This is a genomic window from Planomicrobium sp. CPCC 101079 (assembly GCF_007859275.1).
Lineage (GTDB): Bacteria > Bacillota > Bacilli > Bacillales_A > Planococcaceae > Planococcus.
This window is the reverse complement of the sequence record NZ_VOHC01000013.1, coordinates 1-26,109: the sequence shown is the minus strand read 5'-3', so window position 1 is coordinate 26,109 and position 26,109 is coordinate 1. Positions and strand designations below refer to the sequence as shown.

Genomic DNA, 26,109 nt, shown 5'->3' with positions numbered 1-26,109 from the left:
GGATGGAATGGAAGCGGTGAATATGTACGAGAACTTAAAAGCTGACTTGAACCGCTTCGCCCGTTCCATTTCCCGGCACGAGCAGGAAGCAGACGACTTAGTACAGGATGCATTGGAAAAATCGCTGAAAGCGCAAGAACTCCTCGACTTGCCGGTATATAAACAACGGGCTTGGTTTTTCCGGGTCATGAAGAACCGGCTGATTGATGACCGCCGGAAAGAAAACCGTTTAACTGTTTGGGAAGAAGAGACTGAGTTCCCGGAAAAAGAATATGCGGTCCAACATTTAGAAATGGCGAATCTCTTGTCCCATTTGCCGCCCGAACTAAGTGACCTGGTATTTAAACGCTATTGGCTGGGGCTGACGAGCAAAGAAATCGGGCATCAACTCGGCATGCCAGCTGCTACTGTACGATATAAATTGCAGTATGCTGTGAAAATTTTGAGGAAGCAATTGGAGGTTGATGAACGGTGATAAAACAGCGAATCGGCAATGTAGGTGTTTTGAATTTATTGAATGCGACAGAAGAAAGTGTAAAAAGTTTTGGTGAAATCAGCAACGTCGGCATGGTCTTGTATAAAAGCGGACAGTCGCACTTGCTTGCTTCATTAACTATCGGCAATATCGGAAAAACAGTTGAGGTTCCTGACGGCTATCGCTATTACAATGGCAAGCTGACCATTGATCCTGTCTATGTAAACTCTCTCAATGAACCGCTAAAAATGGTGGTAAGCGGCATGGTCATTCTTGGAAAAGAACTGAAGCGGGAACAACTGGAGGACAGCGGCATGAAGTTGATTGTCAATGGAGAAATCTACGCTCCAACCCACCTTGCCGGGTTTGCCAGCCAATTTTTTGCAGAAGGCAGCCATACAATCGAGTTTTATACTGATGCCCCGCCGCGTTTTGAAAACGGCGTCTTTACTTTAAGCAATTCCTTCTTAAACGCCGCCGTTGCGCCGTTGCATCTAGTTGTAGACGGAGTGTTGGAATTGCCAAAGAGCTTGGATATGGAATTGTTCCAGGAAAAAATAGAGAAAATCACGGTAAACGGAGTAGTCACCTTGCATGAAGAGCAGGAAAGTGCATTGTACAAGAAAATGGAATCTTCTTTAAACGGCGTCATTAATGTCATTCCTGCAGGCTATGAATTGATCCAAAAGAAAATCCGGTTGAATTCACGCTCCATTCGAAGTTTTCGCGGAAAAAAGCTTCTGACAAAAAAGCCAATTCTATTGGAGGCAGATATTACGAGGGAAGCGTTTGAAGGGGCATTTGAAAAAATCAATTCGAAATCATTTATTGTCTGTCATGAAGAGCTGGAAGATCTGGTCTACGAACGATTGGATCGGTTTGAGACAGAAGTATTATCTTATACCGACCATTTTGTTGTGATCGAAGGAGAGCAAGAATGGTCGGAGGATCAATTTCAGGCGTTTGAAAATCCTGTAAATCTCTTAGTGGAAGGCATTCTGTCGCTAAAAGCGAATGTTACAGCGGAAACGCTGCAAGCTAAGGTGGCGGCGATTGATCTGTTTGGAGAAATCCAAGTGCCTGAAGAAAAATTGAAAGGTGCAGTACAAAGCAAAATTCGAGCCAACGAAGGACATATGATAACTGCAGGGGAAACTGCAGCCACTCAAAGCACGGGCCTGCAAAATGTGGGAGAGCTTTCCCTATAAGAAGGAGGGAACCGGCATGTTCAGAATTGATGAAGCGGTTGTGCAGCAGAAAATGAAAGACATCCAGTCCGAAGTAGAAGCGGAGCGGTGGAAAACTCGAAACCGAAGAGCAAAAAAGCAGCAACGGCCCTCGTTTTGGATCATCCTTATGGCCATTTTGCATTTGCGAAAGGCCAAATAGAAAACAGCGTGGAACGACCGCCGTTCCACGCTGTTTTATTCATTGTTTTTTAGGAGTGAAGAATGGTTAACGCCGAAAACTTTTTCAACATCAATCAAAAAAGCGATGCCTTTTCCGGGAGCATCTAGGTCGATAGCATTTTCAATGCTTTTGACCACGGCTTCTGTATAACTTTGGGGAATGACTGTAAGCACTATGTCTTTTTCCGGTTCGATGGTAAAGTTCAGAAATTTTTGCCGTTCGTTCACGCCTGTGCCGCGGCCCGATAAAATGGTTCCTCCTTCTGCGCCTGCTTCCGCCGCTGCTTTCACCACTTTTTCCGAGTCCCCGCTATTGACAATCGTTACAACAAGATGGAACTGATCGGCTGCTTTTTCCATGAGCAAGTCACCTTTCTGTTGTTTGGCTTCGCCGAGACGGTTTGACAAATGCGGAACGCCCAGCAATTGGTTTAAATGCACAGTGAATCCAAGCCCGTGTCCGGGGATGCCAAGTTTTCCGGCACGGCTGACAGCTTCTGTGACTGCATCTTCAATCTTTCCGTCAATAGCCAGAAAAAGAACATCTTTTTCATGCGTGGCAGGCAAGCCAAAGAACGTTGGTTTCTCGTTACGCCCGATTCCTTCGCCGTATAGAATGGTCGCTCCATCTGCTCCTGCTTTTTTCGCTTCAGCAATCACGTCGCGTGAATAGCCTCGTTTGACGATTGCAATCATCAGTTTATGGTTCAGATTCATCGTTTCGAGCCCCACCTTTTCTCGTGAAAATCAAGCCAAGAACCAGCACTGCCAATATAGGTGTCATTGCCACCAGCGCCACCAAACCAAAGCCGTCCATGAGCGGATTGCGGCCATCGGTGACAGAAGCCACTCCAACGGCCATTGATAAGATAAATGTTACGGTCATCGGCCCAGTAGCCACACCGCCGGAATCGAATGCGATGGCAATGAAGACTTGTTTTGAAAAAAAGACTAAGATTAAGGCCAGCAAATAGCCGGGAATGAGGAAATACCAAAGTGAGATGCCTGCAAGGATTCGGACCATTGATAAGGCGATGGAAATGCCGACGCCGGTTGACAAAGTGTACAGCATCAATTTTTCTGAAATATAGCCTTCTGTTACCCGGTCGACTTCAGCGTTCATAATGCTGACAGCTGGTTCTGCAAATGTTGCGGCAAAGCCAAGAATAAAGCCGATGGGGACCACTGCCCAGGCATACGATTTATTGCCCAAGGTTTTGCCCATCATCTCGGCTATCGGAAAAAAACCGATATGAACACCCTGAAGAAAAAATGCCAAACCCAAAAAAGTGAGGATAAAGCCTAAAGCGATTTGGAGAACGCGCTGCAGAGGGAGCTTCAACAGGAAAATTTGAAAGAGTGCAAAAAACAAGATTAAAGGAACAAGCGCCCATCCAACTTCAATGAGCACATCAACAAATCCATCAAAAATATGCAAAGTCACCTGAACAGCACCCCCAAAAGCATGACGGCCAGAATTGGTCCAATGGAAGCGAGCCCGATCAAACCAAAGCCTTCACTATCAGAGGAAGAACCTGAACGAAGCACTGAAGCGACGCCAACTCCAAGAGCTAAGATGAAAGGCACTGCCATTGGGCCGGTCGTAACCCCTCCAGAATCAAACGAAATCGAGACAAACGCTTCCGGCACATACATGGAAAGGGCAAAAACTAGAACATACCCGCCTATCAGCATGTAATGGAGAGGAATGCTAAAAATTGTCCGTACCATGGCCAGAGCAACAAAGATAGCCAGTCCAAGCGCGACGGATAAAATCAGTATTCCTGAACCAATCTCGCCTTCCGAGACTTGGTCGATTCGCCTGGCCAGCACCCGGACGTCTGGTTCAGCAATTGTCACCGTTAACCCGAGCAGAAAGCCGGTTCCAATAATTAGCCATGATTTTCCTGTTTTCGGCAATTGTTTGCCGATCAATTCACCGACTGGGAGCAAACCAGCGGTGACTCCGAGAAGAAAAAGGAAAAAACCGATGCTGACAAAGGCCACTCCAACCAGGAATTGCAGCAAAGCTTCCAGCGGCAGGCGGATGAGCGTCACTTGCAAAATAATGACGACAATAGTTACGGGCAAAATGGCGGAAGCAACCTCTTTAAAGGTTTCTTTGATGTTTTCCATCATAAGTCTCCTTTGCCGCTTTTTTTATTTTATTCCCTTGCTATTTTTGTCATAAACTTATCAAGGAGAAAAATGGAAAAGCTTCCAACCACTTAGTTTTGGAAAAGAAGGGGCAGTGAGAGTTTAATTTTCCACATCAGAAGAATAGAGCTTGAAGGCGTTTCTTGTAAGACCTGGTTATCTACAATTGATACGGTATTTTAAAATTCATGTATAATAATAAATTGGACTTTGTAAATATAGTTTTCCTCCATTGACGGGCCAAGAAAAGCCAATGAGTACGACTACGATAAATTAAAGGTAACAAGTAAAAAAAGACTCCGCTAACGAAGCGGCTATTTTTGCATTACCAGAAGGGTGTATGAGAATGAAAAAAAACAAACGATCCATACCGGTCGTCTCTGCTGATTTGGATATCGTGCCTTTTCAAGAAGCGATGGACGACCAGTACATAAGCAATTGTAAAATCACTCAAGAAACAATCGAATATCAGACAGGCGAGGCATTGCATTTTGATAAAGTGATATTCGAGAACGTCAATTTCCTTGAAGTGGCCTGGCCGCGCAGCGAATTTGTCGATGTCGTATTCATCAATTGCGACTTGTCTAATGCAGATTTTAGCCGCTGCGTTTTTCATAGGACCGAATTCCGTAATTCCAAATTGCTTGGAACGAATTTTGCGGAAGCGGGGGTTCGGCATACCTTGTTTACAGATTGTGTGCTCAATTACGCGACTTTTGGCTTTTCGCTGTGCAATACTACGCGTTTTGAAAGTTCGGAAATGCACTTTGCGGATTTTTACGAAGCTGAATTGAAAAAAACTGAGTTTCATTCATGTGGCATGAATAATATCAATTTCATTGAAACAGGTTTGAAAGGTGTCGACTTGAGTACGAACCGTTTTGAAAATATTCAAGTAACTGTAGAAAAATTAGCTGGCTGCCGTGTGTCTTCGGAACAGGCACTTGCATTTGCCCGGCAACTTGGGCTCGTTATTGCAGATTAAAAGCAGAAAAAGGCCCGCTAGCGATTCTTCGCTAGCGGGCCTTTTGAATTTTTTAACGTACACCCTTCATAAAACGCTGAATTGCAGGGGAAGCAAAGTACAAAATGATACTAAGCACGATGGAAGCTCCACCGATCAGTCCAAAATACATCATTTCATTTTCAGGTGTGTAGAATTTTACAAGCTGTGCGTTTAAAGCTTGAGCAGCTGCATTGGATAAGAACCATAAACTCATCGCTTGCGCAGAGAATGCCACAGGCGCCAATTTTGTCGTTGCAGACAAACCGACAGGCGACAAGCATAATTCGCCAAGAACAACAATCAAGTAACTAAGCACAAGCCATAAAGGATTTACTAATGCGTTCGACCCGCCAAAATAAGCAGGAAGCAAGATGACCAAGAACGATAAGCCGGCAAACAACAAACCGAGCGAAAATTTTTGCGGAATGGATGGTTGGCGGCTGCCCAGTCTTACCCATAGCCAAGCAAATACTGGAGCCAATGTGATGATGAACAAAGGATTTAACGATTGGAACCAAGCCGGTGATATTTCAATGCCAGCGAAAGTTAAATCTGTCCGTGTATCCGCATAAGCGGCAAGAATCGTCGAACCTTGCTCCTGGATTGCCCAGAACATGACAGATGCGATGAACAGCGGGATATAAGCCAAAATACGGGAGCGTTCGACTTCAGTTGTTTTCTTGCTTCGATACATGACGATGAAATACATCGTCGGGATCAAAATTCCGAGAATCCCGACCGTAGCGATAAAGCTTTCAAACGTCAAGAAGCCAAATTCTAAACCAAAGTAAACAATAGCTGCGAGCACAACGACGCTGCCGACAAAAATTTTGATGAAGTTTTTCTTTTCAGTGGCAGACAGCGGGCTGGCAATTGTGGTGCCGGCCAATCCAAGGTTTTTCTTTTTCGTAACAGCAAACAACACTAGACCAAAGAACATTCCGACCGCGGCAATTGCAAAACCGAGATGGAAATCGATGTCCATTCCGACTTTACCGACAATTAGAGGAGATAAAAATGCGCCGAGGTTGATTCCCATGTAAAAGATGCTGAAACCGGCATCGCGGCGATCATCTTTCTCTGCGTAAATTTCTCCAACGATACTCGAAACGTTCGGTTTCAATAAGCCTGTACCGAGAACGATCAGTACCATTGAGATGAAGAACATAGGCAGGCTGCCTGGAATTGCCAATGCGATATGACCAAGCATGATCAAAATCCCGCCATAGAAAACAGCTTTCGAAGTACCGAGTACTCTATCTGCCAACCAGCCTCCGATGATTCCCGACATATAGACCAAAGAACCGTAAATCGACATGATTGATAAAGCAAGCGTTTGGTCTAGGCCAAGTCCGCCTTGTGATAATTCGTAGTACATGTAATATACAAGAATCGCTCTCATGCCATAGTATGAAAAGCGCTCCCAAAATTCTGTGAAGAATAAAGTAAATAGCCCTTTAGGGTGCCCGAAAAAGCCTTTTTGCGGCACGCTATTTACGATATCTTGTTTCGTATAATGGTCAGACATCGTACGACCTCCTTTTAGATATGTTACTATAATACTTTTTTTGATAGTAAAAATCAAAATAAAAATAAAAATTAGGAAAATAGACGCCAATATCGAAGTAGTTTTCACTTTGTACAAAAAATCAATATTCAGAAATTTTTTTAATAAAATAATAGTGAAAGATTGAGTGTGATTTTTTAGGACTAAAAAACTAACGAACAAGGATTTAGAACGAAATAAACCATAGAAGAGCGCAAAGGTTTATTTTTAATGCAATAGTAATACAAAATTTTACATTTACTAGTTCATCTTCACCAAATATTCACATTTTTTAAAAAGCGCTATATAAATATATTGTATTTTCAATTTGCATGCAGTATATTTTAAATAGTTAGAATTTTACATAGAGAAAGCGGGAAGCGAAATGGAATTATTAGCTGTTAAGATCAAAGAACTTAGAGAACAACAGGGGATGTCAGTTGAGGCTTTAGCAGAAGAATTAGGGTTTGCAAAAAGTACGGTCTGGGCTTATGAGAGTGGCAAAAAACAAGTATCTGTTAGCCACCTTGCTATTTTAGCTGATTATTTCAACGTCTCTGTCGATGGGTTGCTAGGGCGTATTGAACGAACTTTCAATGTTAATATACAAAGCTCTTCTATATTAAATGAATATACTTTCTTACTGGATGATAAACCGCTCGATCAAGCGGAAATTGCGGAAGCTGCTTCTTATATTCAAGTAAAACGGCGCATGGGAAGCTATGGATCGGCTTCTGTATAATTGATGCCGTCATTTATAGGAAATAACGCCCGGCTCTGTTTGTAGAGTCGGGTATTTTTTATTGTATTTTTTAGCTTTCCGGTTTTAGGCAGGATATTAAGTGACAGACCAAGAAGAAATGTAGAACGATTATAGCTAAAAGTTTATAGCGATGGCGTAAGAAGAATGTTTCTAGCGATAAGGCGGGTAATCGCCTCGAATTTTGCAATCGGATAAGGCTGAAAATCCAAGGCAGGCATTCGAACTTTCTTTTGTATCTCTTCATTAAAAGCGGGTGATATTATGGATAGATATGTAATGTATGAAACTTATCGGCTAGGCATGTTAATCGGACATATCGAACCTGCTGAACTAATAAGAGAGATTGATAGATTTATTGGCGCATCGCCAATTGAAGAAATTCCGCATGTTTTCTATGTGCTATCACTAGCCAGCAATCGACGAGTGATGATTGAACTCCTTACAGATTTGGCAAAAGGGGTTGACCAAGAATTGCCGAGCAGCATTGTCGCAGGGCTTTTGCATCGTGATCAGAACCGCTATACAGTTGATGAACTTTACTGGAAAATCGGATTATTGGCATCTTTGCTTTCAGATCAAGATGGAGACGTAGCGCTGGAATTTACAGAGTTGAAGGCAGCGTACGACGCTGCCCAAAAAGCGTATGGTTTAAGGTTCAAACGCAAAAAGGCTAGAGAGCGGATGCTTGCGAAAAATGAGAAATCCATAAAAGACAGCTTAAAAAAATATGCGAAGTATATAGAAGAGTTTGAAGCGGAAAATTGGTGGCGTAGTTGAAGTGGATTTGTTTACCTCATCTGTCAAAGGGAAGTGAAGGGATAGAAGACATCAACTTTACAGGAGGCAGAACAGATGAGCAAAACGATTTTCATTACCGGAGCCGGAAGCGGCCTTGGAAAAGGTGCGGCAATCGGCTTAGCTAAACAAGGCCACCGCGTGATTGCGCCGGTGGAAATTGCACCGCAAGTCACTTCTTTAAGAGAAGCGGCAAAAGCGGAAGGCGTGGAACTTGAAGTGTTTAAAATGGATATTACAAATCCGCAGGATCTTTTGCAGATGATGGAATACGATTTCGATATTTTTGTCGCCAATGCGGCGATCAACGAAGGCGGCCCGCTCGGGGAAGTGCCGATGACCAATTTTCGCAGACTGTTTGAAGTGAATGTTTTTGCAACACTAGAAACTGCTCAAATAGCCGCGCGGAAATTCGTGGAAAAAGGAAAAGGGAAAATTGTTTTCATGTCTTCGATGGCAGGCATTATGGCAACACCTTATGTCGGTCCCTATACAGCCACAAAACATGCCATTGAAGCGATTGCGACAACAATGCAAAAAGAATTGGCCGAATTCGGGGTTCAAGTAGCCACAATCAATCCTGGCGCTTTTGCCACTGGCTTCAATGACCGAAGCGCAGAAGCAAAGTGGAAATGGTATGACGAAAAATTCCATTTCACGAAAAAAGAAGACATGGCGGAAGCGGATAAGGCATTGGAAAACCAATATGATGCTGCGGATATGATTGCAAAAATGGTGGAAGTAATCCCGCTGGATTCCCATAAGTTCCGGACAGCTTTTCCGCCGGATACTGAACAGCAAATGAAAGAAGAAGAAGCAAAGCGATGGGATATGGAAATTTGAAGGAGTGGTTTAAATGTACCGCGACACAGAAATTCAGCAGATACTTGAGCAGGGAAAAGCGGACTTGCATACAGCCTGTCAACTTTTTGATTCATGTGAAACAGCCGACCTGGAAATGATGATCGGCACTTGGAAAGGGCGGGAGTTCCATACGGGCCACCCGATGGACGGAATTCTAAAGAAATTGAATTGGTATGGCAAAGCTTTTCATGATGCTGAAAACGTCGATCCCTTATTGTTTGAAGGGAAAAAAGGAGTTGTGTTTGCAGTGGATCCGGTTCCATTCATGGACAAACGAAAACTCGTAAAGGCAGTTGGCGGAAAAGCCCGTATGCGTATGGTGAAGTTCCGGGGTGAAACGACGGCGACAATGATTTATGACAACCTTCCTATTCATGATCATTTCCGAAAAGTGCACGACGGTTTGCTTTTTTGCATGATGGATTGGAAGGCAGACAAACAGCCTTATTTTTTTCTGTTAGAAAAAATGGAATAAAAACTGCCCAATAAACATGGGCAGTTTTTTTGTGCGTTGATAAATGCTGAAGAAAGTCCGAAAGTCCTGAATTTGTTTAAGCTGGTTCTATTGAAAGTAAAAGGGGCCAGAAATATGGTAAGCTTATTAGTACGATAGAAGTTTTGGGAGTGTTTAATTTTGTTGGAAGAAGCAAAAAGATTATTGCAATCATATTTTGGTTATGAAGCCTTCCGGACTGGCCAAGAACAAGCGATTTCACAAGTTTTTGAAGGTCATAATTCAATTTGCGTCATGCCGACTGGCGGCGGAAAGTCGATGTGCTACCAAATCCCTGCCCTTGTGATGGATGGAACGACCATTGTAATTTCCCCTTTGATTTCGTTGATGAAAGACCAGGTGGATGCACTTACAGCAGCTGGCATCCCAGCCGCCTACATTAATAGTTCGCTCGATTTTGAAGAAGTCCGGGAAACCTTGCACAATGTTCAGCAAGGCGCAGTTAAGTTGCTTTATATTGCACCGGAACGGCTTGATTCCCAAATTTTCCTGGATGAATTGCAAGGGGTGCATGTGCCTTTGATTGCAGTGGACGAAGCGCATTGTATTTCGCAATGGGGCCATGATTTCCGGCCGAGTTACCGGTTGATCAGCCGAATGATGGAAATCTTCCCAAACAATCCGACGGTATTGGCGCTGACCGCGACTGCTACGCCGCAAGTTCGGGAAGACATTTGCCGCATCCTCAATATTGATGAAGAGCATACAGTCATGACTGGATTTGAAAGGGCAAATCTTACGTTCTCGGTTATACGTGGACAAGACCGGGAACGTTTTGTAAAAGAATATGTAGAAAAAAATAAAAAAGAAGCGGGCATAATTTATGCAGCGACACGGAAAACCGTTGATTCTGTGTACGAGATGCTTCTGAAAAAAGGCATCAAAGCTGCCAGGTATCATGCGGGGGTGCCTGATGAAGAACGAAAGAAAGGCCAAGAGCGGTTTTTGAACGATGAAGTGAACGTCATGGTCGCAACCAATGCTTTTGGCATGGGAATCGACAAATCAAACATTCGCTACGTTATCCATTACCAGCTGCCCAAAAATATGGAAAGCTATTATCAGGAAGCTGGGCGTGCGGGGCGCGACGGGTTGCCGAGTGAATGCATAGTGCTTTATGCTTCACAGGATGTCCAGACCCAGCGGTTTTTAATTGACCAAGCGCAAGACCCAAGCCGAATTCCAGGAGAGCTGGTGAAACTTCAAGGAATGGTCGATTATTGCCATACGGAAAACTGCCTGCAACAATTCATCATTCATTATTTTGGCGATTCTAATGCTGAACCGTGCGGACAGTGCGGAAGCTGTCTGGATGAGCGCGAAAGCCTGGACGTGACTAAAGACGTCCAAATGGTGCTGTCATGTGTGGTCCGGATGGGGCAGAAATTCGGCAAGATGCTGACTGCCCAAGTATTGACTGGTTCGCGCAATAAAAAAGTGATGGATTTCGGTTTTGATAAATTGTCAACATACGGAATTTTGAAGCACCAAAGCGCGAAAGAAGTTTCGAATCTAATAGAATTTATGATCTCACAAGATTTGCTGGCGGTTGAGCAAGGGACGTATCCGACGATTTATGTCCCAGACGGCGGACGGGACGTGCTGCTCGGCAAGCGGAAGGTTCTGCGAAAAGGTGCGGTTGTCACCAAACAGCTCTCAGAAAATGATCCGCTGTTTGAAGAACTGCGTAAAGTACGGAAAGAGTTGGCAGACGAAGCGGGTGTGCCGCCATTTGTTATTTTCTCGGATAAAGCTCTACAGGACATGTGTTCCCGCAGACCAAAAACACCAGACAGCTTTTTGGAAGTGAATGGTGTAGGCGCCAACAAACTGGAGAAATACGGAGCTGCTTTCTTAGAGGCGATCCGTTCTTATGAGAAGGTAGAAACTTAATATTTATGCATAAAAACCCCTATTTCTTAATAGGGGTTTTTTGCTGCAGAATACAATGAAGGATGCATCAGGAACCTTGTTAGATCAGGTTTAATTGAAAGCGCTTGCAATAAAATTTTTATCGTTTTAATTGATTCAATTTTATATTTATTCAAAATTTATGATATACTATTCAAAATCAAAATACTTTACTGAACTAAAGGAGGCGATTTGATGAAGAAGAAAGAGTATCCCGTTCGTCAGGGGCTTTACCATCCGGATCAAGAGCATGAAGCGTGTGGCATAGGAATGATTGCTAATATAAATGGTGAAAAATCGCATTCGATTGTTCAAAACGCGATTAATATACTTTGTAATTTGGAACATCGGGGCGGCCAATCTTCCGATACAAGCACAGGTGATGGAGCGGGTATCCTTACGCAAATCCCTCATCGCTTTTTCTTGAAGCAATGTGAAAAAGAAGGCATTAAACTTCCGGAAGAAGGAAAGTACGGAGTTGGTATGGTTTTCATGCCGCAAGATTATGATTTGAGAATGCAGGCAAAAGAAATCATTGAACAAATTGTTGTCGAAGAAGGCCAGGATTGTTTAGGCTGGCGTGCGGTTCCGGTAAATGATGCGTTCGTTGGCAAAGTGGCACAAAAGACAAAGCCGGTAATACGCCAAGTATTTATAGGCGCAGCCGAAGCGCTTTCCAACAGAAAAGATTTTGAACGAAAACTATACATCATCCGTAAGCGGATTGAACAGGAATTGGTGGAAAAAGAAGAATTCAAAGATGTGTATTTCAGCAGCCTTTCTGCTGGAACAATTGTTTATAAAGGGATGTTGATTCCGGAACAACTGGATTCATTTTATATCGACTTGAACCACCCAGAATTCAAATCGGCTTTGGCGCTCGTGCATTCCCGTTTTAGTACGAATACATTCCCGAGCTGGCAACGTTCCCATCCAAATCGCTACTCCATTCATAATGGCGAATTCAATACGCTGCGCGGCAATGTCAATTGGATGCGGGCGCGCCAGGCGTTATGCAGTTCACCGTATTTCAATGAAGAGGAACTGCAAAAAGTTCTGCCGGTCATCGATGAAACTGGCAGTGATTCATCGATGTTCGATAATTGTTTCGAGTTTCTTCATTTGTCTGGCCGTTCGCTTGCGCACACCGCTATGATGATGGTGCCTGAACCTTGGGTGAATGACCCGACGATCAAGCAGGAGAAAAAAGATTTTTATGAATACCACAGCACGTTGATGGAACCATGGGATGGTCCAGCAGCCCTCGTCTTCACAGATGGCAAACAAATTGCCGCCTGCCTTGACCGCAATGGTTTGCGGCCTGCCCGCTACTACGTGACGAAAACCGGCATGATAGTGCTTGGCTCAGAAGTTGGGGCATTGGATATTTTTGCAGATGATATCGTTTATAAAGATCGCCTTCAGCCAGGAAAAATGCTGGTTGTCGATTTGGAAGAAGGGAAAATTATTCCGGATGAGGAGATCAAGCTGCAAATCGCTGCGGAGTATCCTTATAAAGACTGGGTTGAAAACCATATGGTCAACTTGGAAGACCTTCCGGAACCAGCAACAAATCCTAATTATGACGTAACGGAAGGGTTGCTTGAACAGCAGCATGCTTTCGGTTATACGGTAGAAGAATTGCAGAAAATCATTAAACCTTTGGCTACAGACGGCAAAGACCCAGTGGGGTCGATGGGATACGACTCGCCGCTGGCAGTGTTATCGAAAAAGCCGCAGCTTCTCTATAATTATTTCAAGCAGCTATTTGCCCAAGTGACGAACCCGCCGCTTGATGCCATTCGCGAGCATATTATTACCGCTGCCCGCACCACCATCGGAGCTGAAGGCAATCTTGTTGAGCCGGGACCGGAAAGCAGCTGCCATATCCGGTTGGAAACGCCGATTTTAACGAATTACGAATTAGAGGCATTACGCCAACAAAAGCTTAAAGAATTCCAGGCAGTGACTTTGCCGATTTTATTCCAAGCTGATGGCGGACATGAAGCCATGGAAGCGGAGTTGGAAGCGTTGTTTGCGAAAGCGGACGCCGCGCATTCGGATGGGGCCACATTGATCATTTTGTCGGACCGCGGAGTGAACCGTGAATTTGCGGCTATTCCAGCGCTGCTTGCCGTATCCGGTCTGCATCATCATTTGATACGCCAGGGAGTGCGGACAAAAGTCAGCCTGCTTCTTGAATCGGCGGAGCCGCGGGAAGTGCATCATTTTGCGGCGCTTCTCAGTTATGGGGCTGAAGGGATCAATCCTTATCTTGCTTTCCGCTCTATCAAGGAACTTGTTGCGATTGAAGATATTGTCGGTATGACTTATGAAGAAGCGGAAAAGACGTATGTCAAAGGGGTAACAGACGGCATTATAAAAGTATTGTCGAAAATGGGGATTTCTACGATTCAAAGTTACCGCGGCGCTCAGATTTTTGAAGCAGTCGGCATCCACATGGATGTTATCGACAAATACTTTACCCGAACGTCTTCGCGCCTCGGCGGCATTGGTCTTGATATCATCGCTAAGGAAGTGTTGATGCGCCATGCACAAGCTTATCCAGAACGCGATGGAGGAAACCGTGCACTTTATGCGGGAGATGAATTCCAGTACCGCGAAAAAGGTGAGGACCATCAATACAATCCGGTCACAATTCATACACTTCAACAAGCTTGCCGCACAAACAATTACGAAGCGTTCCAAAAATACACAAAATTGCTGACGGATGAAAAAGCTAATCTGCAATCGATCCGCGGTTTGCTGTCCTTTAAGAAACGGACGCCTGTGCCGATCGAAGAAGTGGAATCGATTGAAGAAATTTGCGCCCGCTTTAAAACGGGAGCCATGTCATACGGTTCGATCAGTGCTGAAGCTCATGAAGCGCTGGCCATTGCTATGAATAGCATTGGCGGAAGAAGCAACTCGGGCGAAGGCGGCGAACAGCCATCCCGTTTTACTTTGGATGAGAATGGCGATAATCGCCGAAGCGCTATCAAACAAGTAGCATCCGGCCGATTTGGAGTGACCAGCCATTATCTCGTAAATGCGGATGAAATCCAGATTAAAGTGGCCCAAGGTGCAAAACCAGGAGAAGGCGGTCATTTGCCGGGCAAGAAAGTGTACCCATGGATTGCGGAAGTGCGCGGTTCGACGCCAGGCGTAGAGCTGATTTCACCGCCTCCTCACCATGATATATATTCAATTGAGGATTTAGCAGAACTGATTTTCAACTTGAAGAATGCCAACCCTTCTGCACGCATCAGCGTTAAACTTGTGTCGGCTGTCGGTGTAGGTACGATTGCTGCAGGTGTAGCGAAAGGACGCGCTGATGTCGTATTAATCAGCGGTTATGACGGGGGAACTGGTGCTGCTCCTAAAACCAGTTTGAAGCATACGGGATTGCCTTGGGAAATCGGGCTTGCCGAAACGCATCAAACCTTGATGTTAAATGGATTGCGTGACCGGATTGTTGTAGAAACGGATGGCAAGATGATGACGGGGCGCGATGTTGTAACGGCTGCGCTTCTTGGGGCAGAGGAATTTGGTTTTTCTACTGCGCCTCTTGTAGTGCTCGGATGTGTCATGATGCGTGTTTGCCATTTGGATACATGCCCGGTCGGCATTGCTACGCAAAATCCGGAATTGCGCAAAAAATATATGGGGAATCCCGAACATGTCGCCAATTTTATGCGCTTTATCGCAAGACAAACGCGTGAACTGATGGCGGAACTCGGATTCCGAACTATCAACGAGATGATCGGAAGAACAGACGTCCTTGAAGCGAATCATGCTGTAGACCACTGGAAAGCTGGCGGCCTTGATCTATCGGCGCTTCTTTATCAGCCGGATCTTCCAGAAAAAGTTGGGCGCTATGCGACCATCAAGCAAGACCATGGTTTAAAGCAGACGCTCGATTATCAGGAATTGCTGCCGCGCAGCAAAAACGCGATCGAAAGGGGAGAACGGGTGGAAGTGACAACTGCCATCCGCAATATCCACCGTGCGACCGGAACCATTATCGGCAGCGCCGTCTCCAAGCGCTACGGTGCAGAAGGATTGCCTGAAGATACCATCAACTTCAATTTCCAAGGTTCAGCAGGACAAGCATTCGGGGCCTTCATTCCAAAAGGGATGACGCTGAAGCTGGTTGGCGATGCCAATGACTTTGTCGGCAAAGGATTGTCTGGCGGGAAAATCATTGTTTATCCGGCAAGCGATTCGACGTTCATACCAGAAAAGAACACCATTATTGGAAACGTCGCCTTCTACGGCGCGTCTGCCGGCGAAGCTTATATCTACGGAGTGGCCGGGGAACGTTTTGCCGTCCGCAACAGCGGAGCGAACGTTGTTGTTGAAGGAGTCGGTGATCATGGCTGCGAATACATGACAGGCGGCCGAGTTGTGATTCTAGGAAAAACCGGGAAAAACTTTGCAGCAGGCATGTCCGGCGGCATCGCTTACGTGCTTGATGAAGATGGAACATTTGCAGTGCGCTGCAATCCGGAAATGGTGCATCTGCAGCCCCTTGCAGAACCGGCGGAAATTGAAGACTTGCGCAATATGATAGAGAAATACGCCCAGTATACAAACAGCTCAAACGCTAAACGAATTTTGGCGCACTGGGAAATCTTTTCCGCTAAGTTTGTCCGGGTCATTCCAAAAGCGTACTTGAAAATCAATGACCGCATCAACAAACTACAAAGCAGCGGCATGACAAAAATGGATGCTGAAATGGCAGCATTTGAAGAAAGTAAAATGGCTAATGCCGGAAAATAAGAGGGCTGGCTTGAATCGTATTTTGGCCCTTTAAAAAAACAAGACCAAAATGGGGGGGATATAATGGGAAAAGCGACTGGATTTATGGAATATAATCGACAGACATTCAAAGAGCGCAATCCAGCGGAACGGATTAAGGATTGGGCTGATTACACGGCGCCTCTATCAGAGCAAGAAGTGAAGGAACAGGGCGCACGCTGTATGGATTGCGGCGTGCCGACTTGCCAATCCGGCATGGAAATAGATAGAACCACTACGGGCTGTCCGGTTTATCACCTTATACCGGAATGGAATGACCTTGTGTACCGTGGACAATGGAAAGAAGCGCTGCGCCGTGAACATGTCATGAACAATTTCCCGGAATTTACGGGGCTTGCCTGCCCCGCTCCTTGCGAAAGTGCATGCATTTTAGGCATTAACGAGCCGCCAGTCGCGATCAGGACGATTGAACGCTCAATTATTGAAAGAGGGTTTGCAGAAGGATGGGTTGTTCCGGAACCGCCGAAAACCCGGACAGGCAAAAAAGTGGCTGTCATTGGTTCCGGCCCTGCAGGTCTTGCAGCCGCCGCCCAATTAAATAAAGCAGGCCATTTGGTTACGGTTTTTGAAAGAAGCGACCGTGTAGGCGGATTGTTGACTTACGGCATTCCAGAGATGAAACTTTCATATGATGTCGTTAAACGCCGAGTCGATATTCTTGAGCAGGAAGGCATCATTTTCCAGACCAATACGGAAGTAGGAAAAAATTATCCGGCCTCTGCACTTCGTTCAGATTTTGATGCTGTCATTATGTGCACAGGCGCTACGGTCCATCGGGATATTAAAGTGGAAGGCCGTGAATTGAAAGGCGTCGAATACGCAATGGATTTTCTTCATTCCAGTACGAAAAGTTTGCTGGATTCGAATTTGGAAGATGGCGCCTTTATTTCAGCAGAAGGAAAAGACGTCATCGTAATTGGTGGAGGCGATACAGGAACAGACTGCCTTGCAACAGCAGTTCGCCAAAACTGCAGAAGCCTTGTGCAATTTGATGTTTATGACAAAAAAGGGGCGATCCGCGACGAAGTGGGCAACCCATGGCCACAATATCCGCAAATCCACCGAATTGAGTATGGCCAAAAGGAAGCGGCGGCTGTTTTTGGTGATGACCCGAGAGCATATGCCGTTATGACGAAGAAGTTTGTCGGCGATGAAAATGGCAACGTCAAAGAAGTCCATACGGTCAATGTGAAACTGAAAATCGACGAACAAGGCAACCGCATCCGAGAAGAAATTCCGGGGACGGAAAAAGTATGGAAGGCGGATCTGGTGCTTTTGGCAATCGGATTTAGCGGCCCGCAGCAACATCTAATCCAGCAGTTGAATGTAGAAACAGAAGCAAACTCAACTGTTAAAGCGGAATACGGAAAATACACAACCAATGTAGAAGGCGTCTTTGCGGCAGGAGATATGCGCCGCGGCCAAAGCCTGATTGTCTGGGCGATCAACGAAGGCCGGGAAGCTGCCCGCGAATGCGACCGTTTTCTGATGGGGACAACTGTATTGCCGTAAAAAAGGAACCAGGATAAATTCCTGGTTCTTTTTTATAAAACTGGGATAAATACAATATTTTGACCGGAATTAAGAGAATATTTAGAAATAAGTTGTCCTTTATACCTAGTTCCTATATACTAACATTGGGTGGGGCAATTTTTTTGATCTACAAATGAAGCCGATTAGAAATCCAGATGTTTCAAGTCAAAAACCGTTGCATTCGCTACATTCAGGGAAAACAGGGAGGAAAAACATGTTTAAGAAAAGTTTTGTAGCCGCTTTATTTTCTATTATTTTCGCTGTGATGGCCAGCACTTCGGCATTTGCAGCAGAACCAGCCAGCCCGGAAGTTGAGAAAGCATTAGTGAAAATTTACCAAACAAACGATAAAATTTCCGATGAAGTCGAAAAAACTCAAGTGAAAGCGCAAGCCTTGTACGAAAAGTACCTTGTAAAATTCAACAGCGAACAGGATGTTGCAAAGAAGGCGCAACTTACTGCTGAATACAACGAAGATCTTGATGGACTAATCGCCAAACTAGATGAAAAAACTCAAAAAATGACAAGCAAAGGTGTCGAAAAAGCAACGGAAGCCGGAGTCACTGTGGAAGTGATCTGGGTTGAATACCAATTTGCTGACCGTGTTGCTTTGATTGATCCTATAGTAGTAGTTGCTTGGTAGATTCAGTTGTTAAAAAAAGCTTAAATAGAGTAATATGAGAATAAAGTTTTTATTTAGCTCTCATACTTTTTCAATAAAGGAAGTGTATTGGTGAAAGGATTTGACATATTAAGAAATGGACATCTAGAAAAAGTGAAAAATGGAGAGACAACATTAAGCCTTCTTGGACGTGGAAACGGTATTGAGGTAATAAAACAAACGGTCTTAAAAGACAATCTTTTCATACTTTTTCCAAGTGAAGACCCAGATGCTCAAGAATTCTTCTATATAATAGACGGGGAAATTGAAGCTGAAATCGATGGTGCTACATTAAAGTTAAAATCAAATGATTTCTTTTCTTCTCATAGTTTAGAGAGAGCAATCCATTTTAAAACTTTAACTAATGTTACATTTTTGTCAGCCTCTACAGTTCCAGTCTTTCATTATCTTAGCAATATGTTAAGTGAATTACGTAAAATTGGAGAAGCTGTAGAAAAAAAAGATCAATATACTTTTAATCATAGTTCTAGAGTAGCAAATTATGCGGTAAAGATTGCTTCAAAATTGAAGTTGAGAAAAGATGAAATGGAAAACCTGCTTTTAGCGTCTATTCTTCATGATATTGGAAAAATAAATATTCCGGAAAGTGTGCTTAATAAACCGACTAAGTTAACTAAAGAAGAATTTGACTTAGTAAAAAAACATCCTGGCGATGGTGCAGCCATGATACGGGAAACGGCTTACGCCGATTTAGCGGATATTGTGGAGCAGCACCATGAACGGATAAATGGCAGTGGCTATCCATTTGGATTAAAAGGCGAAGAAATTTTGCTGGAAGCTAAAATTATTGGAGTAGCCGATACATTCGATGCTATGACAGAAGATCGTGCTTACCGTAAAGCATTTTCGCCAGAGTATGCGATGGAAGAGCTGAAGCGGCTTTCGGGGATTCAGTATGACCCCGAAGTTGTAGCCGCTTTTGAAAAAGTATTATACCAAGAAGGAAAACTCACCAAAGAATAATGACATCTCAGACACCTTTTAATTTATATATGAGGTGTCTTTTATTTATCCATACAAATGTTTAAAAACATCAAATTTAGTCAATACTAAAGACATAGTGTAAACAAATTAGAGGAGGAGATTGTTATGGCTAGAAATAGCGGCGGTGGTGTATTCAGCAAACTCGTATTATTGGGATTAGGTGCGGCAATTGGAGCAGCTATGACACAGAAAAAGACGAATACTGACGGAACGACAACTTCACAAGCAAGCAACTTGAAAGAAAACGTTAAAAAAGGTTTGGATCGATTTAACGAACAATCAGGTGGCATGGTTGATAAAGTGAAGCCGGGCGTAACAAAAGCGGTTGAAGCAGTAAAAGGCGCAATCGACAGCCAGCAAAAAATGATGGATAAAGAAAAAGACATGCTGGATAAAGCGAACCAAACGCTTCAGGATGATGTCGGCGGTTCATCAGGTGAAGATGCTGGCAGCTCGACAAGCGGCAGCACTTCAACGGGAACTTCTTCAACATCTAAAACAGATACGACAACGCCAAGCGGCGGTATCTACGGCGGCAGCACAGCTTATACAGAATCATTGAAAAAAGATCTTTCAGACGATGATTCTTCAACTGGCAGCGATTCTTCGTCGAATAAATCTACATTTGACAAATAAAATAAGATATACTGAATATTAAGATAAAGCTATGCTCTAGTCTTACAGAGCTATAGCTTTTTTCTCTATCTTAATTTGTTTGAAAATTACATAAATTTTCGAGAGGGGGAACCGCATGTTTAAATCGTACAAGACAAGTCCTTTTTTTGATGAAATGTTTACGTCGGAAGGAACGCCAAAACCGCATTATCAAAAGTTTCACGAAATTCTCTCCCAATTCAAACAAGATGAATTAAAAGAAAAACATGAAACAGCACAACTTTCCTTTCTGAGGCAAGGCATCACATTTACGGTTTACAACAACAATGTGGGAACTGAACGGACCATGCCATTCGATTTTGTGCCGATTATCATTTCTCCGGAAGAATGGAAGACGATTGAAAAAGGAATGATTCAACGGACGGAAGCCCTCAACCGATTTTTGGAAGACGTTTACCACGAACAGAACATCCTCGAAGAAGGCATCATTCCAAGAAGCCTGGTCGAAGAGAATCCCTATTATTATTCAAAGCAAGTCCAAGGCATCAAAGTGCCGATAAAAAACCATATTTTCCTGGCTGGTATTGATTTGATCCGGGACGAGTCTGGCAAATACCATGTCCTTGAAGACAACCTGCGGAATCCTTCAGGAATGTCTTATGTTTATCAAAATCGCTATGTGATGCGGCAAGTATATCCTGAGTTTTTTGCTAAACACGCGGTGGAGACCTTGGAGCATCAATTATCCTATTTATACGAAGCGATGCTTGACCATGCACCGGAAGCGAAAAGTGATAAACCATTTGCGGTACTTTTAACGCCAGGCATGTATAACTCTGCTTATTATGACCATGTCTTTTTAGCCCAGCAAATGGGGATTGACTTGGTTGAAGGCCGCGATTTGCTTGTCAGAGACAATATCGTATACATGAAATCAATTCGCGGTTTAAAGCGTGTCGATATCATTTACCGGAGAATAGACGATGATTTTCTGGATCCCAAAGCCTTCCGTGAAGATTCTGCCTTAGGGGTAGCGGGATTAGTGGAAGCTTATCGGCACGGCAATGTAGCTATTTTAAATGGTATCGGCAACGGGGTTGCTGATGATAAAGCCATTTATGCTTATGTTCCGGAAATGATCCGTTATTACTTAGGTGAAGAACCGATTATCGACAATGTGAAAACATATCTCCTTAGTAAAGAGGAAGAACGGGAGTGGGTCCTTGAACATCTCGAAGAACTGGTGGTCAAAAATGTTGGAGCATCAGGCGGCTACGATATGCTTATCGGTCCGCATGCTTCTAAAGAAGAAATAGAAGAGTTCCGTGCGAAAATTATCGAAACGCCCCATCAATACATTGCCCAGCCGACAATCAAGCTATCCCGTGCGCCAGCTTATCAAGGAGAAAAATTTTATCCCTGCCATGTAGATTTGCGTGTTTTTGTCATGAGGGGCAAGGAATCCCGTGTGCTGCCTGGCGGATTGTCTCGTGTCGCATTGAAAGAAGGATCACTTGTTGTCAATTCTTCTCAAGGCGGCGGAGGCAAAGATACGTGGGTTTGCAAAGATGAGGGGGGGCTATTGTGATGTTGAGCCGTGTAGCAAATTCGTTATATTGGATGTCGCGTAATGCCGAAAGAGCCGAAAACAATGCTCGCATTTTAGATGTACAGCTGCTGCAAATGATCGAAGCTTCGGATGAAGAATTGGTACGGGATCGGGATTGGAAGCTGATTTTTGAAATTTGTGCTTCTACGGAATTGATGGAGCAAATCAAATCCATGCCCTATTACGATGAAGAAAATCTTGTGCATTATTTGGCATTGTCGGAAGAAAACTTGAATTCTGCAGCAAATTGTGTGCGCTTTGTGAGGGAAAATGCCAGAGTGAGCCGTGACCATATCCCGGATGACTATTGGGAAGCTTGGAATGACAGTTTTTGGACGCTTCAAAAAATGGATGGGCAGCAAACTAGCATGCACAATGTCCGCAAATTCCTAGAACAAGTCAAAATGACTTCATTGACTTCCCAAGGCATTATTGAATCTTCTATGTCCCGCGGAGTTGCCTATCAAATGATTAAAATCGGCAAATGGCTGGAACGTGCAGAAAAAACTGCACGAATTTTAAATGTAGTGTGTGAACGGACCCGTGAACGGGAAATGGAGGAGCAGACAGAAGATTATTATTACTGGCTGGCGGCTCTCCGCATGACGAATGGTTACGAAGCTTATTTGAAAGCCAATCCACCGCTTATGGACGCAAAAGAAGTGCTGTGTTTTCTGACGTCCAATGAAGCTTTTCCGCGGTCGATCATTTACTGTCTGAATCATGTACGGGAAGCGGTCGATGATCTTGAAGGAGGAAAAGTCTCCCATTATTCATGGGAGCTTTACGCAAAGTTGGATCAGCTGCGGACCGATTTTGAGAAAACTGATATAAGAGCGTTAAATTCCGACGAAATGATGAACTTCTTAAACCAGTTTCAAAATGGCTGCAATGAAATCGGTGAAATTTTTTCGAAAACGTATTATTTAATCGATCCTTCCTTACAAAAACAAGAAATGAAACAAACCCAAACTCAAAGGCAAACTCAGACGTTAAGTCCGAAGGGAATTACTTCTATGAAATATAAAATCGAGCATACCAATATTTTTGAATACGAGACAATTGTCGACCAAAGCATGAATTCCATCCGATTAAAGCCGAGAACGGATGAATGCCAGCGCTTGCTTTCTTACCGGGCGGAAATTACACCGGCTTCGCTGACAAAAGAACATGTTGATATTTGGGGCAATCATGTCGAAACCTTTTTTATTGCCGAACACCACCAGCATTTAGAAGTTAAAACCAGCTCGGTGGTCAGCATTCAAAAAAGCCCATTTGTCCACCGCATCGATTATTCGCCTGAAATGAATGCCATCTTCCATTCGCAATTATTCAGTGAACATTACTTGGCTTTTTTGAGCAACACGGCCTATACGTATATCACGCCGGAGCAGATGAAACAAGTGGATGACCAGCTCGGCGAAATGAAGAATCCGGTGCAATATGCCATTGACGTTACGGAGTTTTTGAATAAGCACTTTACGTATGATGGCGAATCAACGAACGTTTCTACGCTGGCTGAAGAATCATTTGGCTTAATGAAAGGCGTTTGTCAGGACATAACGCATGTCATGCTTGGGATTTTGCGCAATAAAAATATACCAGCCCGTTACGTCAGCGGCTATTTATACGTTGGCGAAAACTCGGCTTTGGTAGGGGATGCTGCAAGCCACGCCTGGGTGGAAGTGATGGTTCCCGGGATCGGTTGGGTTGGGCTTGACCCGACAAATAATGTAGAAGCGCTGGAACACCATATCCGGGTCGGCGTCGGCCGGGACTATAACGATGTCAGCCCGGTCCAAGGCGTCTATAGAGGCGGAAGCCAGTCGCTGGACGTCAAAGTTTCAGTAAGCCTGTTGGACCAATAAAAGGCCTAAGCGGCAAGGAGAGTGGTCCTTGCCGCTTTTTTATGCCATATAAAACTTAATAATCGTTTAATGACCGGAATGCTCTAAACCATGCCATAATAGAAATACTGAAATACTTGCGTAATGAAAAGGAGCAAAAAGATGAACAAGAAGCAATTTATCGAATTTAATATAAGTGAACCTATTTTACGGACGCTCGAGGGATTAGGATATGCAGAACCGACAGAAGTACAGGAGAGAGTGATCCCCTTGGCGCTTGCCAAGAGTGACGTAACGGTAAAGTCCCAGACTGGGAGCGGAAAAACCGCCGCTTTCGGCATTCCGCTTTGTGAATTGGTTGAATGGGAAGAAAACAAGCCGCAAGCCCTTGTGTTGACTCCTACACGGGAATTGGCGGACCAAGTGAAGGAAGATATCACGAACATTGGCCGCTTCAAGAGAGTCAAGGCAGCGGCCGTTTATGGCAAACAGCCATTCGCCTACCAGCAAGCTGAACTAAGACAGAAATGCCATGTTGTTGTTGGAACGCCGGGGCGTGTCTTAGACCACTTAGAGCGGGGAACGCTGAATGTCGACCGTATTGAATATCTTGTTTTGGATGAAGCGGACGAAATGCTCAACATGGGATTCATTGAACAAGTTGAAGCGATCATTGAAAAATTGCCAAAGCAGCTCACGACGATGTTGTTTTCTGCGACGCTGCCGGAAAATGTTGCAAATTTGCAGCATAAATACATGAAAAATCCACAGCATATCGAGATCGAATCTACAGAAACATTGACAGATCAGATCGACCATTCGTTATATGTCGTGAAAGAGCAGGGGAAATTTTCGTTGCTTCGGGATGTGACAGTCGTCGAAAATCCTGACAGCTGCATTATCTTTTGCCGCACGAAAGACAACGTCGATTATGTAGTGGATGAACTTGAGAAACATTACTACACGGTAGACAAACTGCACGGCGGCATGGTGCAGGAAGACCGCTTTGCGGTCATGAATGAATTTAAAAGAGGCGAGTTCCGCTATTTGGTCGCTACAGATGTAGCAGCGCGGGGCATCGATATCGACAATATTACACACGTCATTAACTATGACATTCCGTTGGAGAAAGAAAGCTATGTCCACCGGGCAGGGAGAACAGGGCGCGCCGGCAAAACCGGAAAAGCAATTACATTTGTTACGCCAAATGAAGATAAGTTTTTATCGGAGATTCAATCTTATATCGGATTTGAAATCCCTCAACGAGATGCACCGGCTGCAGAAGAAGTGAACGAAGCAAGAGATGCATTCATTGAAAAGCTAGAGAGCCGCCCGAAGTTGAAGAAAAACAAAAATGAACAATTGAACAAAGATATTATGAAACTGTATTTCAATGGCGGGAAGAAAAAGAAATTGCGGGCATTTGATTTTGTCGGTACTTTGACCAGCATTCCAGGAGTAACTGCAGAAGATATTGGCATTATCAAAATACAAGACACGGTCACCTATATTGATATCTTAAACGGTAAAGGACCTATGGTATTAAAGGCGATGAAGGACAAAACAGTTAAAGGGAAATCTTTAAAAGTCCATAAAGCAAATAAGTAATAAAAATACAAGCCGCTGCGGATGCAGCGGCTTTTCTTGTTGAAAAATAACATTTCCCGGGGAATAATACTACGCGTAGGATTAAATGGTTATTATAAAGTGCTTATATAAAAGTAAATATATTACTTTTATAAAGGCTTGGATAGTTACTATGTCACAAAAAAGAACACAACTGTAATGGGATTGGAGGGTATTTGTTACAGAACTGTAATGTTTGCGTGTTATTTTGTTTGTACTTAATAAACACAAACAAAGGAGAGAACAGATTGAAAAAACTACTAGTTGTCTTGAGTTTTGCACTGATTTTATTCCTTGGCACATCACTTGAAAGTTCCGCAGCAGCAAGTACCTATACAGTTAAAAGTGGAGACACATTATATAAAATTTCTAAAACAAAAAAGTAAGCGTTGCTAACCTTAAATCATGGAACGGTTTAAAGTCGAATACAATCAAGCCAAAACAAAAGTTGAAATTGACCAAACCCGCTTCAAAAGCAAAAACACCGTCGCGTTCTTCTTCAAGCTCCGTCGTTAAAGAATTCACGGTTTCAGCTACTGCTTATACAGCCTCATGCCGAGGCTGCTCAGGCATTACCAGAACGGGCTTGAACTTAAAGAAAAATCCTGGTTTAAAAGTTATTGCCGTTGATCCAAAAGTCATCAAATTGGGAACAAAAGTCCACGTTGAAGGATACGGATATGCAGTGGCCGGTGATATCGGAGGAGCGATCAAAGGGAAGAAAATCGATGTATTTATTCCTACACAAAGCGGAGCGCTTAAATGGGGCCGCAAAAACGTTAAAATAAAAATCCTGAAGTGACAAATAAAAAAAGCAGCTTGAATTGAACTGCACCGAAATTGTTAGACACAACTAACAATGGAGGTGCAGTTTTTCTATGACGAAATTTACGATTGAAAAGAAGGTACGGGCTGTTCGCGATTATTTAGCTGGCCACGAGTCGAAAAAACA

The 26,109-nt window shown here is 43.8% G+C and carries 20 protein-coding genes and 2 pseudogenes; 18 read left to right on the top strand and 4 right to left on the bottom strand.

Going from position 1 to position 26,109, the window contains the following annotated elements; translation table 11 throughout:
* Nucleotides 1-4: 4 nt before the first annotated feature.
* The 3 genes and pseudogenes from FQV28_RS07335 to FQV28_RS19160 form a co-directional block, all read left to right on the top strand.
* Nucleotides 5-475, top strand: a pseudogene (locus tag FQV28_RS07335) (RNA polymerase sigma factor); the annotation flags it as partial.
* Nucleotides 472-1,683 (top strand): hypothetical protein, encoded by a 1,212-nt coding sequence (locus FQV28_RS07330; RefSeq protein WP_146495116.1) that lies wholly within the window; start codon nt 472-474, stop codon nt 1,681-1,683. The pseudogene FQV28_RS07335 and the gene FQV28_RS07330, both read left to right, overlap by 4 nt.
* 16 nt (nt 1,684-1,699) lie before the next feature.
* A complete protein-coding gene (locus tag FQV28_RS19160) occupies nt 1,700-1,864 on the top strand; it encodes a hypothetical protein (protein ID WP_186763811.1) in 165 nt (54 codons plus the stop codon).
* Between the two features lie 35 nt (nt 1,865-1,899).
* Here the strand turns inward: FQV28_RS19160 and FQV28_RS07325 are convergent, their stop codons facing one another.
* The 3 genes from FQV28_RS07325 to FQV28_RS07315 are packed head-to-tail and all read right to left on the bottom strand — an operon-like array spanning nt 1,900 to nt 4,020.
* The gene (locus FQV28_RS07325; RefSeq protein ID WP_146495114.1) at nt 1,900-2,601 is read right to left on the bottom strand and encodes a P-II family nitrogen regulator; all 702 of its coding nucleotides are present in this window, start codon (nt 2,599-2,601) and stop codon (nt 1,900-1,902) included.
* The gene (locus FQV28_RS07320; RefSeq protein ID WP_146495112.1) at nt 2,585-3,328 is read right to left on the bottom strand and encodes a DUF1538 domain-containing protein; all 744 of its coding nucleotides are present in this window, start codon (nt 3,326-3,328) and stop codon (nt 2,585-2,587) included. The genes FQV28_RS07325 and FQV28_RS07320 overlap by 17 nt, the downstream gene beginning before the upstream one ends.
* The gene (locus FQV28_RS07315) at nt 3,325-4,020 is read right to left on the bottom strand and encodes a DUF1538 domain-containing protein (RefSeq protein WP_146495110.1); all 696 of its coding nucleotides are present in this window, start codon (nt 4,018-4,020) and stop codon (nt 3,325-3,327) included. The genes FQV28_RS07320 and FQV28_RS07315 overlap by 4 nt, the downstream gene beginning before the upstream one ends.
* A gap of 367 nt (nt 4,021-4,387) precedes the next feature.
* Here FQV28_RS07315 and FQV28_RS07310 point away from each other — a divergent pair, with 367 nt between their 5' ends.
* Nucleotides 4,388-5,026: a pentapeptide repeat-containing protein gene (locus FQV28_RS07310; protein ID WP_146495108.1), complete on the top strand. Its 639-nt coding sequence runs from the start codon at nt 4,388-4,390 to the stop codon at nt 5,024-5,026.
* Between the two features lie 52 nt (nt 5,027-5,078).
* Here the strand turns inward: FQV28_RS07310 and FQV28_RS07305 are convergent, their stop codons facing one another.
* Complete coding sequence (locus FQV28_RS07305; protein WP_146495106.1) at nt 5,079-6,575, bottom strand: peptide MFS transporter; 1,497 nt, start codon at nt 6,573-6,575, stop codon at nt 5,079-5,081.
* Nucleotides 6,576-6,978: 403 nt separating this feature from the next.
* On the opposite strand from FQV28_RS07305, the gene FQV28_RS07300 reads away from it, so the two are divergent.
* From FQV28_RS07300 to FQV28_RS07235, 14 genes and pseudogenes are all read left to right on the top strand, one after another.
* Entirely contained in the window at nt 6,979-7,335 is a 357-nt protein-coding gene (locus FQV28_RS07300; protein ID WP_146495105.1) for a helix-turn-helix domain-containing protein, read from the top strand.
* Between the two features lie 282 nt (nt 7,336-7,617).
* Nucleotides 7,618-8,133: a hypothetical protein gene (locus FQV28_RS07295; RefSeq protein ID WP_146495103.1), complete on the top strand. Its 516-nt coding sequence runs from the start codon at nt 7,618-7,620 to the stop codon at nt 8,131-8,133.
* A gap of 75 nt (nt 8,134-8,208) precedes the next feature.
* The gene (locus FQV28_RS07290) at nt 8,209-8,994 is read left to right on the top strand and encodes an SDR family oxidoreductase (protein ID WP_146495101.1); all 786 of its coding nucleotides are present in this window, start codon (nt 8,209-8,211) and stop codon (nt 8,992-8,994) included.
* Between the two features lie 13 nt (nt 8,995-9,007).
* On the top strand, nt 9,008-9,490 hold the full coding sequence (locus FQV28_RS07285) for a DUF4334 domain-containing protein (protein ID WP_146495099.1): 483 nt from the start codon (nt 9,008-9,010) through the stop codon (nt 9,488-9,490).
* Nucleotides 9,491-9,649: 159 nt separating this feature from the next.
* On the top strand, nt 9,650-11,422 hold the full coding sequence (gene recQ, locus FQV28_RS07280; protein ID WP_146495097.1) for a DNA helicase RecQ: 1,773 nt from the start codon (nt 9,650-9,652) through the stop codon (nt 11,420-11,422).
* A gap of 213 nt (nt 11,423-11,635) precedes the next feature.
* Complete coding sequence (gltB, locus tag FQV28_RS07275) at nt 11,636-16,222, top strand: glutamate synthase large subunit (protein WP_146495096.1); 4,587 nt, start codon at nt 11,636-11,638, stop codon at nt 16,220-16,222.
* 63 nt (nt 16,223-16,285) lie between these two features.
* On the top strand, nt 16,286-17,773 hold the full coding sequence (locus FQV28_RS07270) for a glutamate synthase subunit beta (RefSeq protein ID WP_146495094.1): 1,488 nt from the start codon (nt 16,286-16,288) through the stop codon (nt 17,771-17,773).
* Nucleotides 17,774-18,008: 235 nt separating this feature from the next.
* On the top strand, nt 18,009-18,437 hold the full coding sequence (locus FQV28_RS07265) for a hypothetical protein (protein ID WP_146495092.1): 429 nt from the start codon (nt 18,009-18,011) through the stop codon (nt 18,435-18,437).
* Nucleotides 18,438-18,527: 90 nt separating this feature from the next.
* Nucleotides 18,528-19,439, top strand: a complete 912-nt coding sequence (locus tag FQV28_RS07260; RefSeq protein ID WP_146495090.1) for an HD-GYP domain-containing protein — start codon at nt 18,528-18,530, stop codon at nt 19,437-19,439.
* A 126-nt stretch (nt 19,440-19,565) separates the two neighbouring features.
* Nucleotides 19,566-20,096, top strand: a complete 531-nt coding sequence (locus FQV28_RS07255; protein ID WP_186763810.1) for a hypothetical protein — start codon at nt 19,566-19,568, stop codon at nt 20,094-20,096.
* A 115-nt stretch (nt 20,097-20,211) separates the two neighbouring features.
* Nucleotides 20,212-21,663 (top strand): circularly permuted type 2 ATP-grasp protein, encoded by a 1,452-nt coding sequence (locus tag FQV28_RS07250; protein WP_146495088.1) that lies wholly within the window; start codon nt 20,212-20,214, stop codon nt 21,661-21,663.
* Nucleotides 21,663-23,552 carry an alpha-E domain-containing protein gene (locus FQV28_RS07245; protein ID WP_146495086.1) on the top strand — a complete coding sequence of 630 codons (1,890 nt, stop codon included), beginning with the start codon at nt 21,663-21,665 and terminating at the stop codon, nt 23,550-23,552. The genes FQV28_RS07250 and FQV28_RS07245 overlap by 1 nt, the downstream gene beginning before the upstream one ends.
* Before the next feature lie 141 nt (nt 23,553-23,693).
* Nucleotides 23,694-25,139 (top strand): DEAD/DEAH box helicase, encoded by a 1,446-nt coding sequence (locus tag FQV28_RS07240; RefSeq protein WP_146495084.1) that lies wholly within the window; start codon nt 23,694-23,696, stop codon nt 25,137-25,139.
* 266 nt (nt 25,140-25,405) lie between these two features.
* Nucleotides 25,406-25,959: pseudogene (locus FQV28_RS07235) on the top strand (3D domain-containing protein).
* The last annotated feature ends 150 nt before the right edge of the window (nt 25,960-26,109 follow it).